At 65.7% G+C, this 14740-nt stretch carries 15 protein-coding genes and 1 pseudogene; 5 read left to right on the top strand and 11 right to left on the bottom strand.

Annotated features, from left to right (window positions below; all coding sequences use genetic code 11):
* Positions 1 to 46: 46 nt before the first annotated feature.
* Complete coding sequence (locus tag NIBR502772_RS13225; RefSeq protein ID WP_141140555.1) at positions 47 to 658, bottom strand: GyrI-like domain-containing protein; 612 nt, start codon at positions 656 to 658, stop codon at positions 47 to 49.
* Positions 659 to 718: 60 nt separating this feature from the next.
* On the bottom strand, positions 719 to 3361 hold the full coding sequence (gene polA / locus NIBR502772_RS13220) for a DNA polymerase I (protein WP_246848800.1): 2643 nt from the start codon (positions 3359 to 3361) through the stop codon (positions 719 to 721).
* Positions 3362 to 3554: 193 nt separating this feature from the next.
* On the opposite strand from polA, the gene NIBR502772_RS13215 reads away from it, so the two are divergent.
* A complete protein-coding gene (locus NIBR502772_RS13215) occupies positions 3555 to 4028 on the top strand; it encodes a hotdog fold thioesterase (RefSeq protein WP_141140553.1) in 474 nt (157 codons plus the stop codon).
* Positions 4029 to 4048: 20 nt separating this feature from the next.
* On the opposite strand, the gene NIBR502772_RS13210 is transcribed toward NIBR502772_RS13215, so the two are convergent.
* The 7 genes from NIBR502772_RS13210 to NIBR502772_RS13180 all read right to left on the bottom strand — a co-directional run bounded on the left by NIBR502772_RS13210 (position 4049) and on the right by NIBR502772_RS13180 (position 10131).
* The gene (locus tag NIBR502772_RS13210) at positions 4049 to 4606 is read right to left on the bottom strand and encodes a dihydrofolate reductase family protein (protein ID WP_141140552.1); all 558 of its coding nucleotides are present in this window, start codon (positions 4604 to 4606) and stop codon (positions 4049 to 4051) included.
* Between the two features lie 39 nt (positions 4607 to 4645).
* A complete protein-coding gene (locus NIBR502772_RS13205; protein ID WP_141140551.1) occupies positions 4646 to 4867 on the bottom strand; it encodes a hypothetical protein in 222 nt (73 codons plus the stop codon).
* Positions 4864 to 6081 carry an inorganic phosphate transporter gene (locus tag NIBR502772_RS13200; RefSeq protein WP_141140550.1) on the bottom strand — a complete coding sequence of 406 codons (1218 nt, stop codon included), beginning with the start codon at positions 6079 to 6081 and terminating at the stop codon, positions 4864 to 4866. The genes NIBR502772_RS13205 and NIBR502772_RS13200 overlap by 4 nt, the downstream gene beginning before the upstream one ends.
* 147 nt (positions 6082 to 6228) lie before the next feature.
* Positions 6229 to 6744 carry an HAD domain-containing protein gene (locus NIBR502772_RS13195; protein ID WP_141140549.1) on the bottom strand — a complete coding sequence of 172 codons (516 nt, stop codon included), beginning with the start codon at positions 6742 to 6744 and terminating at the stop codon, positions 6229 to 6231.
* A gap of 175 nt (positions 6745 to 6919) precedes the next feature.
* The gene (locus tag NIBR502772_RS13190) at positions 6920 to 7351 is read right to left on the bottom strand and encodes a VOC family protein (protein ID WP_141140548.1); all 432 of its coding nucleotides are present in this window, start codon (positions 7349 to 7351) and stop codon (positions 6920 to 6922) included.
* 111 nt (positions 7352 to 7462) lie between these two features.
* Positions 7463 to 8182, bottom strand: coding sequence for a response regulator (locus NIBR502772_RS13185; protein ID WP_141140547.1), 720 nt, complete (start codon positions 8180 to 8182; stop codon positions 7463 to 7465).
* The gene (locus NIBR502772_RS13180; RefSeq protein WP_246848519.1) at positions 8179 to 10131 is read right to left on the bottom strand and encodes a DUF4118 domain-containing protein; all 1953 of its coding nucleotides are present in this window, start codon (positions 10129 to 10131) and stop codon (positions 8179 to 8181) included. The genes NIBR502772_RS13185 and NIBR502772_RS13180 overlap by 4 nt, the downstream gene beginning before the upstream one ends.
* Before the next feature lie 186 nt (positions 10132 to 10317).
* Here NIBR502772_RS13180 and NIBR502772_RS22805 point away from each other — a divergent pair, with 186 nt between their 5' ends.
* On the top strand, positions 10318 to 10557 hold the full coding sequence (locus tag NIBR502772_RS22805; protein ID WP_246848518.1) for a hypothetical protein: 240 nt from the start codon (positions 10318 to 10320) through the stop codon (positions 10555 to 10557).
* Positions 10548 to 11360, top strand: a pseudogene (locus tag NIBR502772_RS13175) (amino acid transporter); the annotation flags it as partial. The gene NIBR502772_RS22805 and the pseudogene NIBR502772_RS13175, both read left to right, overlap by 10 nt.
* A 20-nt stretch (positions 11361 to 11380) precedes the next feature.
* Here NIBR502772_RS13175 and NIBR502772_RS13170 read toward each other — a convergent pair.
* Positions 11381 to 12136: a ZIP family metal transporter gene (locus NIBR502772_RS13170; protein ID WP_141140545.1), complete on the bottom strand. Its 756-nt coding sequence runs from the start codon at positions 12134 to 12136 to the stop codon at positions 11381 to 11383.
* 140 nt (positions 12137 to 12276) lie between these two features.
* On the opposite strand from NIBR502772_RS13170, the gene NIBR502772_RS13165 reads away from it, so the two are divergent.
* Positions 12277 to 12897, top strand: a complete 621-nt coding sequence (locus NIBR502772_RS13165) for an L-threonylcarbamoyladenylate synthase (protein ID WP_058932553.1) — start codon at positions 12277 to 12279, stop codon at positions 12895 to 12897.
* A 36-nt stretch (positions 12898 to 12933) separates the two neighbouring features.
* On the opposite strand, the gene ligD is transcribed toward NIBR502772_RS13165, so the two are convergent.
* The gene (gene ligD, locus NIBR502772_RS13160) at positions 12934 to 13956 is read right to left on the bottom strand and encodes a non-homologous end-joining DNA ligase (RefSeq protein WP_141140544.1); all 1023 of its coding nucleotides are present in this window, start codon (positions 13954 to 13956) and stop codon (positions 12934 to 12936) included.
* A 79-nt stretch (positions 13957 to 14035) separates the two neighbouring features.
* On the opposite strand from ligD, the gene NIBR502772_RS13155 reads away from it, so the two are divergent.
* A complete protein-coding gene (locus tag NIBR502772_RS13155; protein ID WP_141140543.1) occupies positions 14036 to 14713 on the top strand; it encodes an alpha/beta family hydrolase in 678 nt (225 codons plus the stop codon).
* Positions 14714 to 14740: the final 27 nt, after the last annotated feature.

Genomic DNA, 14740 nt, shown 5'->3' with positions numbered 1-14740 from the left:
AACACGCCCGCAGGCAGGAAGTTCCGCAGAGCCGCAGGGACATGCCTCAGAGCCGCCGCACGGGTTGCCGGAGGATGGTTTTGAGCTCTTCCGGTGCCACCTTCCGCGCGTCACTGAGGTAGATCTCGTGGTGCAGGCCGGCAAATCCGAAACCGTTGGCCGGCATGTACTCACTGTGCAGGCGGCGCAGCGTGGGGGCCTCGTCGTCGTAGCTGCCGATGTGCAGGATCTGCACCGAGAGGCCTTCATCGAGGGTCTCAAGGCGGAGCAGGTCCAGTCCCGGAGCGTTTTTCGCCGCCGCCTCCGCGATACCCTCCTGCACATCGGCGGCGCCGATCCAGCCTGGCTGATGGATCATCATGGTCCACTTCCAGCTGTCCTTCTCACCCCTGGTGAAGGCGTCCGGATCGTCTGCTGTCCACAGGCCCTCCAGCGGCCCGACGACGTAGTCCCGGCCCGCGTGCTTGCTGGCGAACTTCACGGCGTACGACACCGAATACAGGGCCTCGAGGGCGGCGGCGTAGGCGGGGGCCGTCCCCGGATTACCTTGCCCGTCCAGCATCAGGTAGCTCAGCGGAGGGACGGTAACCACCTCGAAGTCCCGGGCCCGGGGCGCGTACAGATCCTTGAACTGTTTCTTGACGTCGTACTTGTCCATCGCGCCCCGCCCATTCGTTCCCGGCAACTCATTCGTTTCCGAGCAGCCCGTTCCAGCAGCCTAGTGGCCGGCGTCGTACCAGCTGGGGCCCACGCCGATCTGGACATCCAGCGGGACGCTGAGGTCCGCGGCGGAGCCCATCTGCTCGGTGACGAGCTTCTCCACCGCAACACGTTCGCCGGCGGCGACTTCAAGGACCAGTTCGTCATGGACCTGCAGGAGCATGCGCGACTTCAGGCCCTGCGCCGCCAGTTCAGCGTGCACGCCAAGCATGGCGCGTTTGATGATGTCCGCGGCCGATCCCTGGATGGGTGAGTTCAGTGCGATGCGCTCCGCGTTTTCGCGCAGCTGCCGGTCCGTGCTGGTGAGGTCCGGCAGGTAGCGGCGTCGCCCCTCGATGGTGGCCGTGTAGCCGTCCACCCGGGCCTGGTCCACCACTCCGCGGAGGTAGTCGCGGACGGCGCCGAACCGGTCGAAGTACTCCTTCATCAGGGTGCGGGCCTCGTCCACGGAAATTTCCAGCTGCTTGGACAGGCCAAACGAAGTCAGGCCGTAGGCGAGGCCGTAGGACATGGCCTTGACCTTGGAGCGCATGGCACTGGTGACTTCTTCGGTGGGCACGTGGAAGATGTTCGAGCCCACAAACCGGTGGAGGTCTTCGCCGTCCTGGTAGGCCTGGATCAGGCCTGCGTCGCCCGATAGGTGCGCCATGATCCGCATTTCGATCTGTGAGTAGTCTGCGGACAGCAGGCATTCGTAGCCGTCACTGACCACAAAGATGCCGCGGACGCGACGGCCTTCCTCGCTGCGGATGGGGATGTTCTGCAGGTTGGGGTTGTTGGAGGAGATTCGGCCCGTCGCTGCCACGTTCTGCGCGTAGGTGGTGTGGATCCGGCCATCTTCCGTCACGGACTTCTTGAGCGACTCCAGCATCTGGCGCAGCTTCGAGGACTCCCGGTGCGCCATCAGCTGGACCAGGAATTCGTGGCCGGTCTTTTCCAGCAGGTTCTTCAGCGACGCGGCATCGGTGGTGTAGCCGGACTTGATCTTCTTCGTTTTCGGCAATTCGAGTTCGTCGAAGAGCACGGTCTGCAGCTGCTTGGGCGATCCCAGATTAACCTCGTGGCCGATCGCGGCGAAGGCAAGTTCCTGTGCGTTGTCGATCACCTTGGCCAGATCGGCGATCTGCTCGTCCATGCGCGGCAGGTCGATGGCGATGCCCGCGGTTTCCATGTCGGCCAGCACGCGGCTGACGGGCAGTTCCAGGGTGGTCAGCAGGTCCCCAGCCTTGCGTTCGGTGAGTTCTGATGCGAAGTGCCGGCTCAGGGCCTGGACCACGGCCGCCACCTGGACCAGCGCGCCGGCAGCGGCGGCGTCGTCGCCGTCGAACGCCAGCTCCAGCTGGCCCGCCTTGGAGGCCTCGGACGGAACACTGACGTTGAGGTGGTGCTGGGCCAACTCGGCGAGTTCATAGGTGCGGCGGTCCGGCTGGATGAGGTATCCGGAAATTGAGGTGTCATCCACCACGCCTTCCAGTCCCAGGCCACGGCTGGACAGGGCCTTCAACGCAGCCTTGTAGCCGTGCATGACCTTTGGCGAGCTTTCATCGCGCAGCCAGTCCGCCAGGACGTTTTCGGCTGCGGCGTCCTGCGTGGCGAGGTCGATATAGACGGCGGCATCGTCGCGGACGATGGCCAGTGCGGCGGCGTCCTCGCCGATCCGCCCGGGCACCAGGTCGACGGCCACTGCGGACGTCTTGCCAGCGCCGGCCGCCAGGAAGGCACCCAGCTCGGCGGCCCCTGCGGGAGTCACGAAGTCCGGCGCGGCGATGGTTTCGCGCTCCGCAGATTCCACCTCTTCACTGCCGTACAGGGCAAAGAGCCGGGTACGGATGGTCTTGAATTCAAGTTCGTCGAACAAAGCCTCCAGCGCGGCTTCGTCCGGCCGCGGTTCCGCGAGATCGTCCAGGGTGAGCGGAAGTTCGAGATCCGTGTGGAGCCTGTTCAGGCGTCGGTTGCGTTTGACGTCCTCCACGTTTTCCCGAAGGGCATCGCCCACCTTGCCGCCGATCGCATCCAGGTGCTCGAGGACGCCCTCAAGACCGCCGTAAAGGTTGATCCACTTGGCCGCGGTTTTCGGGCCGACGCCCGGCACACCCGGGAGGTTGTCCGCGGTCTCCCCCACCAAAGCGGCCAGGTCCGAATACTGGGCGGGCGTCACAAAATACTTTTCCTGGATGGCTGCCGCGTCCATCCGGGGAATGTCGCTGACGCCCTTTCGCGGGTACAGCACAAAAACGTTGTCCGTGATCAGCTGGAAGGCGTCACGGTCGCCCGAGACGAGCAGCACCTCGAAACCGGCCTTTTCCCCCATGGCGGCGAGGGTGGCCAGGATGTCGTCGGCCTCATAGCCGGGCAGTTTGATGGTTTTGATGCCCCAGGCGCCCATGACCTTGTCGATGAGGTCGATCTGGCCGCTCATCTCACGGGGCGTTTCGTTGCGTCCCCCCTTGTAATCGCTGTACTCGGCTTTGCGGTGCGTGGTGTCATCCGAGACGTCGAAGGCGACACAAATGTGGGTGGGCTTCTGTTCCTTGATCAGGTTGATGAGCATGGACGTGAAGCCGTGGATGGCGTTCGTGTGCTGACCGTTGGCGGTGGAGAACTTGTCCGCCGGCAAGGCGAAGAACGCGCGGAACGCCATCGAGTGGCCATCCAGCACCAGGAGCCGCGGCTGTCCGGTGATGGGAACCACGGGGGCTTCCGTGGCGGAAACCTGGCCTCCGGCCGGCAGGACGTTGATGTCCTGCAGGGCAGCATCAGCGTCAAGCACTGCGGTCTCGGACGGGAAAGGGGCCGGTTTGGTAGTTTCACTCACAAGTGCCAGCCTAGTTCCCATGATGGACAATTTCACGCCCGGGCCCTTCACTGAGGAATTGGTCACAGCAGGCATCCCGGCGCACCTCCACGACTGGCTCGGCAGCCTGGGCATCGGTGCCCTGGTGGTGAAGATGGGGATCCACTTCCTCGAGATGAGCCCGGAACGAACGGTGGCCACCATGCCGGTGGAAGGGAACACCCAGGTGGCAGGCATCCTGCACGGCGGCGCCCATGTGGTGCTGGCCGAAACCTTGGGATCCTTCGCCGCCGGGATGCACGCAGGCGCAGGCAGGCACGCCCTGGGCATCGAAGTGAGCGCCACCCACCACCGTGCAATCGCCGCGGGCACCGTGACAGGTACGTGCACCGCGATCCACCTGGGCCGGACACTGACAACGCATGAAATCGTGATGACCGACGAACAAGGCCGCCGCCTCTCCACCGCACGCATCACCAACATGCTGCGGGACAACGGGTCCGCGGTGGCCTAAGCGCCTCAGGCGGGAAGCTCCTAACCGGCCGGGTCCGGGGAGGTGAGGGTGTAGCGGAGCTCCACTATGCCCCGTCCCAAGGTGCGGGACGCCGTCAACTCAAGTGGCGACGTCGGGCCCTCCAATGGCAGCAGCCGTTTGCCGTCGCCCAGGACCACGGGGATGACAGAAAGGATGAGGTCATCCAGCAGTCCCGCGTTGGCGAACTGCGCAGCGAGGTTGCCGCCGCCCACCACCCAGACGTTCAAGCCGCCGGCGTGGTCCCTGAAATCCTGGATGAACTCCTCGACGGGTCCGCGGACGAACGTGATGTCCGTGCCGGCCGGGGCAACGTGCTCGTGCCGGGTAAACACATAGCAGGGTGTGGAAGGGTACGGCCAGTTGCCGGGTTCGTGCTCCATCAGCCATGCATACGTCTCGCCGCCCATAACAATGCAGCCGACGCCGGCCATGAAGGTTTCGTAGCTTTCCTTGCCGCCCTCGAAGCCGTCGAACTCAAGAAGCCAGGCGAGATCATCCTTCGTTGTGGCGATGAACCCGTCGATGGAGGCCGCGACAAAATACTGGATCCTGGACATGGAACCAGAGTAGCCCTGCGGTGTGGACGGGCTGAAGGGCTACTTGCTGAAGTAAGGAATGATCAGGTACAGCCCGAACATCACAGCCATGCCGCAGAGGCCAAAGCAGGCGTAGGCGAAGTAGCGTTTGGCGCGGGGTGAGGCCTGCCGGGCGTCACCGGCGATGGCCGTCAGCCGCACGCCCAGCGAATACAGGACCACAACCGTTACTGCGGACACCAGGGTGGCACCTGCCACTGTCAAGAGTTCCAACCACTTCATCGCTGAACATCCTTGTGCTGGTTCGCCTTGGCGCGGGCCCGGGCGAAGGCTTTCTTCTTAGCAAAGCGGACGGCCTGGCCCGCTTCTTCGACTTCCACGGCGTTGTGGTGGCCCACCGCGGACTTGCGGGAGTAGGCGAACATAAACAGCACCGCGGCGGTGCCGGCGACGGCGGCAATCACCACACCCACCACGCCGGTCTTCACGAGCAGCGCGGTCAGCGCGCCCACAACGCCGGCGGCGGGAAGTGTAAACAGCCAGCCCAGGGCGATCTTGCCCACCATGTTCCAGCGCACCGTGGTGCCCTTACGGCCCATTCCGGACCCGATGACGGACCCGGACGCCACCTGGGTAGTGGACAGGGCGAAACCCAGGTGGGAAGACGCAAGGATGGCAGAGGCGGTGCTGGTCTCGGCTGCGAATCCCTGGGCAGGCTTGACCTCGGTGAGCCCGGAACCCATGGTCCGGATGATGCGCCAGCCACCTGCGTAGGTGCCGACGGCGATGGCCAGGGCGCATGCCGTGATGACCCAGAACTGCGGGCCCGAACCCGGGGACTGGGTGCCGGCGGAAATCAGCACCAGGGTGATGATGCCCATGGTCTTTTGTGCATCGTTGGTTCCGTGGGCCAGCGCCACGAGGCTGGACGTGAAGATCTGGCCGGTGCGGAACCCGCCCCGCTTCTGCGTCAGCTTGCTGCCGGTTTCAGGATCGTGCCGGGACGTCAAGGCATACGCGAGCCGCGTGCAGAGGTACGCCACAAGGCCGGCAATGAGCGGGGCGAAAATGGCGGGCAGGATGACCTTCTGCAGCAGGGTTTCCAGGTTCACGGAATTGAACCCGATGCCGGCGATGGCCGCGCCGATCAGCCCGCCGAAGAGTGCATGGGATGAGCTCGACGGCAGTCCCTTGAGCCAGGTGATCATGTTCCAGAGGATGGCACCCATAAGGCCGGCGAAAATAATGTCCGGCGTGATCTGGACACCGTCGGAGCCTTCCCGGATGATGCCGCCGGAGACTGTTTTGGCCACTTCCGTCGAGAGGAAGGCACCGACCAGGTTCAGGATTGCGGCGAGCGTCACAGCGGTCTTCGGTTTAATGGCACCGGTGGCGATGGGCGTAGCCATCGCATTCGCGGTGTCATGGAATCCATTTGTGAAGTCGAAAAATAATGCCAGTCCGATGACCAGCGCCACCATAAAGGTGATATCCACCTGTTGCCCAATCTGCAGAGTCGACGTTCAGCAGTTCCGCTACCCGCCGTGCCCTGCAACACATTATTCACCTGCAGTTCATGTGAAATGACCTGTGGAGTTAACAGAACCGGCGCGAAACCCTATCGATCGTACGCGTCCCGGGCATCAGGTCAAAAACAGATGCTCCGTGACAAACGCACCGATGGCGGCCAGTTCGGCGGGAGAGATTCCCCGGCGCGGATCGGGCGACACCGTGAGGATGCGTGGGCCCAGGAATCCGGCCCACGCTAATGCTTCCTGTTCATAGCGGAGCTGATCGTCAATCCACACGATGCCATCCGGGGCGTTGGCCACCAGGTCCTCCTGGAGGGCGGCAAGCTTCCACCACCCCTCCCCCGTTCCGGCACCATCCGCTGTCAGGCAGGGCCAGTGGCCGCCTGCAAGTCCGATGGCGGGGCACAAGTATTCCGCGGCCATCTCCTCCCAGCTGGTGAGCCACACGCACCGGACTCCAGGCAACCGGGAAAGCCAGTTCAGCCCGTCAACCAGCTGGCCCGCATACGCCACTTCGAGCACGCCGGCGTTCGCAAGTATCCAGCCGGAACCCCATGGCGTCTTGCCCGTTGCTCCGAACGGGCAAACGACGCCGTCGACGTCCAGGTACAGGGTGACGTTCCGCACTGCCGCTCCCGGTCAGGCCGGCAAGCCCGGAGCGGCCCCTAAATGATTGCGGGGCTGCACGCATCAATGGTTGCATTGCGTGCAGCCCTTGCTCAAGGACTCGCGGATAAGCGGTGTCTCCTAGGCAGAGAAGGCCTTCGGTCCGTCGTTCTATGCCCTGGTTTGACGTGGGAGCCTAGGACGCGGGAGCGGCCTGGGGGTTGTTGACGTTGACCAGCCAGGCGGTGCCGAACTTGTCGGTGCACATACCGAAGATATCGCCCCAGGGCGCCGGTTCCAGGGGAACGGTGACCGTGCCGCCGTCGGCGGACAGCTTTTCCCAATAGCCGCGCAGTTCGGCTTCGTCGTCGCCGCTGAGCGAAACCGAAATGGAGCTGCCGGTCGCGAGGTCCATACCGTTCGGCGTGTCCGCCCCCATCAGGACCAGGCCGTTGCTGGAGGTCAGCATGCCGTGCATGATTTTGTCGGCTTCCGCCGGATCTTCGCTGGCGTGAAACTCCCCGAACGTGCTGAGGGCCAGGTCGCCGCCGAAGACGGACTGGTAGAAGGTCATCGCCTCGCGGGCGTTCTCGCGGAAGCCAAGGTAGGGGTTGAGCGTCGTTGGCATGGCCGGTTCTCCTTGAAGTACAGAACGGATTCGGATTCGGAACAGTCAACATCCTGCCGCACTTCCCGCCGCCTTCATAGGGGTTCACGGCAACCTGATGCCCCGCAGTTTTCAGGGCATAAAGCGGTATCCCACACCAGGTTCGGTGAGGAGATGGCGGGGTTTCCCGGGATCGACCTCCAGCTTCCGCCGCAACTGGGCCATGTACACACGCAGGTAGTTGGCTTCCGTCTGGTAGGCCGGTCCCCAGACGTCCAACAGCAGCTGCTGCTGGGTCACCAGCCGGGCAGGGTTCCGGACCAGCAGTTCCAGGATGTTCCATTCGGTCGGCGTCAGCCGGACAACGTCCCCGTCCCTCGTGACCTGCCGCTGGGCCAAGTCCACGGTGAAGGAGGTAGCGGCCACCGTGGGTACCGACGCCGGATCCGGAACGCGGCGCAGGAGCGCCCGCAGTCGGGCCAACAGCTCATCGAGTCCGAACGGCTTGGTGATGTAATCATCCGCACCCGCATCCAGGGCGTCGACTTTGTCCGATGAGCCGTGGCGTGCGGACAGCACCAGTACGGGCAGGTTGCTCCACCGACGGAGTTCCCGCAGGACTTCCGCTCCATCCAGGTCCGGCAGTCCGAGGTCCAGGATGATCACGTCCGGCGGACGGTGGGAAGCGGCACGCAAGGCCGTGCCGCCGTCGGACGCTGACTCCACGGCGTAGCCGTGGGCCTGGAGCGTGATCCGGAGTGCCTTCAACAGGTGGGGATCGTCGTCGACAACCAGCACACTGGTACGGCGGCCGCCCTGCGTGCCGGAAGAATCAGCCTGGTCCGTGTTCATATGGCCTCCTGCCGCGGCTGGCCGGCCGCGTGGCGCGCACCCGGCGAGCCGGTGGAAAGGGCCAGCCTGATCACCATGGTCAGCCCGCCGCCGGGAGTTTCCTGTGCAGTCAGCGTGCCGCCCATGGCCCTGACGAACCCGTCGGCGACGGCCAGGCCAAGTCCCACTCCGGTGGCCTGGGGCCGGTCGTGGAGCCGCTGGAACGGCTGGAACATCTCCAGCACCTTCCCGGCGGGCACACCGGCGCCGTGATCGATGATCCGCAGTTCGCCGGACGGATAGCCATCCAGCGTGGCTGCCCCCATGCCGTCGGACGTGCCGGTGATGGTGATCCCCGAACCCGGCGCGTATTTGACGGCGTTTTCCACAATGTTCGCGATCACGCGGTCCAGCAGCACCGGGTCGGCTTCCACTGTGGGCATGTTGGCGGGCAGCTCCACCCGGACTGTACCGTCCGGGAGCCCGCGCAGGGCCGGGGCAACAACCTCGCTCCACCGCACGGGTCCCAGCAGCGGCCGGACGGAATCGGCGGTGATCCTTGACATGTCCAAGAGGTTTCCCACCAGCTGGTCCAGCCGGTCCGTGCATTCGTCAATGGTTTCCAGCAGCTCCCGTTCTTCCGCGGGCGTATAGGTGACGGTCCGCTGCAGCAAGCCACCGGCGGCGAGCTTGATCCCCGCCAGGGGCGTCCGCAGGTCGTGGGACACCGCCCGCAGGATCGCCGTGCGCATGGAGTTCCCTTCGGCCAGCCGCAGCACCTCGCGCCGGCTGACGGCCAGCTGGCGGCGTTCCAGCTGGGCTTTCACGTGGACCGCAAACGCACCCAGCAACCGGCTTTCCACTGCCGGCTCCTCCCGGCCGAACAGCACGAGCCGGGTGTCGGCGTCGACCGGTTCCGCGGTGCTGCCCGGCAGTCCGGTGATGCCATGCTCCCACCCGGGGATATCCCCCGCGCCGGCCACGAGCGACCAGATCCCGCCGTCTGCGCCGCGGACTCCGGAGGGTCTCGACGTCGGACCCGAACCTTGCGCTGTGCCCTCCCGGCTGCTGTACACGCCGGCACCGGTGGCACCAAAAACGTCCAGGGCCTCCGCCAGGATCCCGTCCAGGGTGTCCTCCGAACGGGAGGCACCCAGAGCGAGGTCGCCCAGCGTCGCCGCCTCCGCCTGCGCGCGGGCAGCCTCCTTGGACCGGCGGGCAGACCCGTCCACCACCCCGGCGACCGCCACCGACACTCCCACAAAAACGGCCAGGGAGAGGAGGTCCTGGGGATCACTGATCGCCAGGTCCCCCAGGGGCGGCGTGGAAAAGTAGTTCACCAGCACGCTGCTCCACAGCGCGCCGACCACGGCAGGCCATAACCCGCCCACCAGCGCCACCGCAACGGCGCCGGCAAGCTGGATCAGGACGGCGGTGGCAACGCTGTGGTCGAAGGCTGCGAGCATCAGCTGCAGCAGGGCGGGCAGGGCTGCTGCGAGCGCAAAGCCAATGGCAACCCTGGTGCGGCCCAGGTCAGGCCGCCGGCGTGGTGCGTTCCGCTGGGGCGGGACGCGGGGAACTACCTGGACATCAACGTCGCCCGCACCGCGGACCACCCGGGCTTCCACGGTGCCGCCGGCGAGCAACCCTGCCAGCACACCGGCAAGCGGTCCGCGGCGGGACTGCCCCACAACAATATGGGTGGCACTGGACTTGCGGGCGTAATCGAGCAGGGCCCGGGCCGGATCCGTCGCGGAAACGGTGTGGTAGGTCCCGCCCAGGTCTTTGACCAGCCGCCGCTGTGCCTCCAAAACCTGGGGAGACTCGCCCGCGGTACCCCCCGTGGTGCGGACGTGGACGCCCACCAGCTCGCCGCCGTCGGTCCTTTCGAGAATCCTGGCGGCGCGCCGGATGAGCAGTTCTGCGTCATCGCTGCCGTTGAGGCCAATGACTATCCGTTCCCGTGCCATGCCGCCATTCTCCCACCCGGATCCCCGCGTCCCGTGCGGGCCTTTCCCGGGGTTGGTGGCTTTGGTCATACGGACGTTAAGGATGCGTCAAGATCCGCCCGAATCCGGCTCCAGGGCGAGTGGGCAGTACTAGATTCGGCTGTGCCCGCGGTGCTATGCCGGGGCTGAAAGGCTCCCATGACCACCATGAGCAGACCCCCTGCCGATCCCTCGGCACTCCGTGCGACGCGGAAGGCGGCCCTTGGCAGTTGGCTGCTGCATGGATTGGAGGATGCCAAGGGCACCCATCAGGGGCCGGGCGGGCTCGCGGACAAACAAAAGAAGCACCACTGGTGGCAGGTGATGTGCCTGACCGGCGTGGACTACTTCTCCACGCTGGGCTACCAGCCGGCCATCGCGGCGCTCGCGGCCGGTGCCGGCCGCTAGTGCTTGTCTTCACGCTGATCGGGTTCCTGATCACCTGGCTGTTTGAGGCCGACGTCGATGCCCAAGGCGGGGCGTACGCCACCGGCGTCCTGGTACTGATGACCTCGGCTGCAGTGGCCGTGACACTCTCGGCCCGCCGGCTTCAGCAGCGCAAGCGGACCATCGGCTTTGGCATCATCACGATGCTGTTTGTCTACACAACGGTCGCCAATATCTTTGAACGTCCCGAAGGCATCCGGATTGCCGGCTTCTTCATCCTGGGGATCATCAGCATCTCGCTGCTCTCGAGGGTGCTGCGGTCCTTCGAACTGCACGCCACGCACGTCCGGCTGGACACGCAGGCCCTGGAGTTCATGGCGGAGAACCTGAGCGGGCCGATCGGGATTATCGCCCACGAGCCGCTCCGCCAGTCGGCGGACGCTTACCGGCAGAAACTGGCCTCATCCACCGAAGCAAGCCATTTCCCGTCTGATTACCGGCCGCTGTTCCTGGAAGTCACTGTGGACGATTCCTCCGACTTCGAGACGGCCCTGGAGGTCCGGGGTGTGGTGCGGCACGGGTTCGCCGTCCTGGAAGTCCACGGACCGGTTGTGCCCAACACCATCGCCTCGGTGCTCCTGCACATCCGCGATGTGACCGGGCTGATGCCGCACGTCTACTTCCGCTGGACCGAAGGAAATCCTGCCGTGAACCTCCTGCGCTTCCTGGTGCTGGGCGAAGGCGAGATCGCCCCCGTGACGCGCGAGATCCTCCGCGAAGCCGAACCGGATGTCACCAAGCGGCCGTGGGTGCACGTGGGCTGACCGTTGACGACGGCGGGACGTCACCCCGCGAGCTGGTGGACTGTGAAGGCCGTCAGGAACCCGACGGACGCGGTCAGTCCGGTGAGGTTGTGGTGCTCTTCGAACGCCTCGGGGATCATGGTGTCGGCGAGCATCGCCAGGATCCCGCCCGCCGCGATCGCGGTAATGAAGGCGATGACGGCGTCCGGAGCGTTCTCCAGCGCCACGTACCCGAGCAGTGAGGCGAACCCGCACATGACGGCTATGCCTCCCCACACTCCAAAAATGTAGCCGGTACTGCGTCCTGCCTTCTTCATCCCGGCAGTTCCGGAAAGACCCTCGGGAACGTTGGAAATGAAGACAGCCGCAAGCATGGCCGGACTGACCGATCCCGCCGTGACGAGTCCGACGCCGAGCACTATCGACTCCGGGATCCCGTCGAGGAGGGCGCCGAAGGCGATGGCCGTGCCGCTGCCCGGGCTGTCCTGCTCCGACGGTTGCTGGCCGCCTGAGCGTTTGCGGTGTTTTGCGCCGGCCCGGGTGAGGAGCGTGTTCGCACCCACGTAGACCACGGAGCCGGCCAGGAATCCGGTCACGGTGGGCCACAGGCCCCCGCCATCAACCGCTTCGGCGACGAGCTCGAACGCCAGTGCCGAAATCAGCACGCCCGCCCCAAAGGACATGATCGAGGAGACCAGTTTGGACGGAATGACCCATTTCCACGACGCGGCGGCCCCCAGCACCAGGGCGGCACCGGCCACGGCTCCCCACATCAACGCCTGAAGCCACACCGGCATGCTGCCACCTTTCGTTTGTCCGCCCGGCGCTTACCCGGCTGACTGAACCTATCCTCCCTGAACCTATACGCGATCGGTGTCTACTCACGACGCCGTGCCTGTCTACTGGCCGGGGCGCCAATTGTCGTAGGCTCAGGAGCATGGCCAGATACTTTGATGTTCATCCCCAGGATCCCCAGCCCCGCGCCATCACGCAGGCCGTGAAGATCGTGCTCGACGGCGGGCTGATCGCCTACCCCACGGACTCCTGCTACGCCCTCGGGGCCCAGCTGGGCAACAAGGATGCGCTGGACCGGATCCGGAATATCCGCAAGCTCGACGACAAGCACCACTTCACGCTGGTGTGCAAGGACTTCGCCCAGCTGGGCCAGTTCGTGAACATCGGCAACGACGTCTTCCGCGCCATTAAAGCCGTCACGCCGGGAAGCTACACGTTTATCCTGCCGGCCACCAAGGAGGTGCCGCGCCGGCTGCTGCACCCGAAGAAAAAGACCGTAGGCGTGCGTATCCCGGACAACCGGGTGGTCCAGGCGCTGCTGGCCGAACTCGGCGAGCCCCTCCTCTCCAGCACCCTGCTGCTCCCGGACGAGGAAGACCCGCTGACCCAGGGCTGGGAAATCAAGGAACGGCTTGAGCACGAGGTGGACGCGGTCATCGATTCCGGCGACTGCGGGGCAGAGCCCACCACGGTGATCGACTATTCCAGCGGAGTGGCCGAGGTGGTGCGTCGCGGCACCGGCGACCCGTCCCGGTTCGAGTAGGCCCTTCCTCGTACGCGAGGACCGGCTGGAACGGACTCAGTCCTGTTTGCGGGCCCGGCTCGGCTGCACCCGCGGGGGCTCGCCGGGCATCTTCGGGTAGTCCGGCGGGAACGGCAGTTCGCCGAGCCCGGCCTTGAGGTCCCGCTCCCACCACTCCAACAGCACGTCGATGGTGCCCGGATGCGCCTTCATGTCTGCCCAGGGATCGCCCACGGTCCTGAGCCGCTCGGGGATCGTCAGGATGGTGAAGTCCTTGGGATCCGCGCTGCCCAGTTCGTCCCAGCTGATGGGGCAGGAGACCGGCGCATGGGCCAGCGCGCGGGGGCTGTACGCGCCGGCGATGGTCCGGTCCCGGTTCGCCTGGTTGAAGTCCAGGAACACCTTCACGCCGCGTTCCTCCTTCCACCAGGCCGTGGTGACCTTGTCCGGTATCCGCCGCTCCAGCTCGCGGGCCGCAGCGATCACCGCGTGGCGGACGTCCAGGAATTCGTGGTTGGGCTCGATGGGAGCATAGACGTGCAGGCCGCGGTTCCCGGATGTCTTGACGAACGTGTCCAGCCCGGCCTCCGCCAGCACCTCCTTCAGCGCCAGGGCAGCCGGGACGGCGTCGTCGAAGTCTGTGCCCGGCTGCGGGTCAAGGTCGATGCGCAGCTGGTCCGGGTTATCGGTGTTCGCTGTAAGGGACGGCCACGGGTGGAACACCACCGTATTCATCTGCACCGCCCATACAGCCGCGGCGGGTTCGTCCAGGACCAGCATGGGGTGCGAGCGTGCGCTCGGAAAGGTCACGTTCACTGAGCGGATGAAGTCAGGTGCTCCCTTGGGCGGGTTCTTCGAAAAGAACTGGTCCCCCTCGACATTGTCCGAGTACCTCTGCAGCGCCACCGGCCGGTCACCGTTCGCGGCGATGAACGCCTCCCCCACATCCACCATGTAGCGTGCGAGGTCTAGCTTGGTCAGACCGAGATCCGGCCAGAGCACCCTGCTGGGGCTGGAAACGCGCATCTCGCGCTCGCCGTGCGGTCCCGGGACAGTGAGGGTGGTCTGTTCGCTCGCCATGGGGACAACCTACCCTGCGCCATGCGTGGCGTCAGCACCCCGGCACCCAGCGCTGCCGGTGATCCGGCATCATGGACCTATGGTCGTAGCTGAATCCCCTGTCACCTTTCCCGTCGGCGACGTCGAGGTCTCCGGCGTCTACGCCCGCCCGGACAGCCCCTTCGCCACCCTGGTGCTGGCGCACGGGGCAGGCGCCGGTATGGAGCACCCGTTCATGAGCGGTTTCACCCGTGGACTGAACGACGACGGCGTTGCCACCCTGCGCTTCAACTTCCCCTACCGCGAGGCCGGCCGGAAGTTCCCGGACCGGCCGCCGGCAGCCATCGCCGCCTGGCGCGCCGCCATGGACGAAGCCGCGCGCCAGGCGCAGGCCCACGGTGATACGGGACCGGTGTGGGCTGCCGGCAAATCGTTCGGTGGCCGGATGGCGTCCATGGCAGTTGCCGAGGGAATGGACACTGCCGGGCTCGTCTACCTCGGCTATCCCCTCCACCCGCCCGGCAAGCCCGAAAAGCTCCGCGACGAGCATCTCTACGGGCTCACGCTGCCCATGTTGTTCCTGCAGGGCACGCGCGACACCTTCGCGACGCCGGATCTGCTGGAGGGTGTGATCTCCCGGATCGGTCCGTCCGCTGTCCTGGACTGGATCGACGGTGGTGACCACTCCTTCGCCGTCGCCGGCAAGAAGCGCGACGCTGCAGAGATCGGAGCGTCGCTGGCGCCCAAGGTGGCCGAGTTTATGCGGAGCCGCGGCTGACCGATCCGGCCACCGTAACGGCCACGT

The sequence above is a fragment of the Pseudarthrobacter sp. NIBRBAC000502772 genome, assembly GCF_006517235.1.
Taxonomy (GTDB): Bacteria; Actinomycetota; Actinomycetes; order Actinomycetales; family Micrococcaceae; genus Arthrobacter.
The sequence above is the reverse complement of the archived record's forward strand: the minus strand, read 5'-3'. Positions and strand labels throughout refer to the sequence as shown.

Excerpts from the sequence above, each read along its gene's own strand:
- NIBR502772_RS13225 (WP_141140555.1), bottom strand. The coding sequence starts at position 658 with ATGGACAAGTACGACGTCAAGAAACAGTTCAAGGATCTGTACGCGCCC.
- polA (WP_246848800.1), bottom strand. The coding sequence starts at position 3,361 with ATGGCGTTCCGCGCGTTCTTCGCCTTGCCGGCGGACAAGTTCTCCACC.
- NIBR502772_RS13215 (WP_141140553.1), top strand. The coding sequence starts at position 3,555 with ATGATGGACAATTTCACGCCCGGGCCCTTCACTGAGGAATTGGTCACA.
- NIBR502772_RS13210 (WP_141140552.1), bottom strand. The coding sequence starts at position 4,606 with ATGTCCAGGATCCAGTATTTTGTCGCGGCCTCCATCGACGGGTTCATC.
- NIBR502772_RS13205 (WP_141140551.1), bottom strand. The coding sequence starts at position 4,867 with ATGAAGTGGTTGGAACTCTTGACAGTGGCAGGTGCCACCCTGGTGTCC.
- NIBR502772_RS13190 (WP_141140548.1), bottom strand. The coding sequence starts at position 7,351 with ATGCCAACGACGCTCAACCCCTACCTTGGCTTCCGCGAGAACGCCCGC.
- NIBR502772_RS13185 (WP_141140547.1), bottom strand. The coding sequence starts at position 8,182 with ATGAACACGGACCAGGCTGATTCTTCCGGCACGCAGGGCGGCCGCCGT.
- NIBR502772_RS13180 (WP_246848519.1), bottom strand. The coding sequence starts at position 10,131 with ATGGCACGGGAACGGATAGTCATTGGCCTCAACGGCAGCGATGACGCA.
- NIBR502772_RS22805 (WP_246848518.1), top strand. The coding sequence starts at position 10,318 with ATGAGCAGACCCCCTGCCGATCCCTCGGCACTCCGTGCGACGCGGAAG.
- NIBR502772_RS13170 (WP_141140545.1), bottom strand. The coding sequence starts at position 12,136 with ATGCCGGTGTGGCTTCAGGCGTTGATGTGGGGAGCCGTGGCCGGTGCC.
- NIBR502772_RS13165 (WP_058932553.1), top strand. The coding sequence starts at position 12,277 with ATGGCCAGATACTTTGATGTTCATCCCCAGGATCCCCAGCCCCGCGCC.
- ligD (WP_141140544.1), bottom strand. The coding sequence starts at position 13,956 with ATGGCGAGCGAACAGACCACCCTCACTGTCCCGGGACCGCACGGCGAG.
- NIBR502772_RS13155 (WP_141140543.1), top strand. The coding sequence starts at position 14,036 with ATGGTCGTAGCTGAATCCCCTGTCACCTTTCCCGTCGGCGACGTCGAG.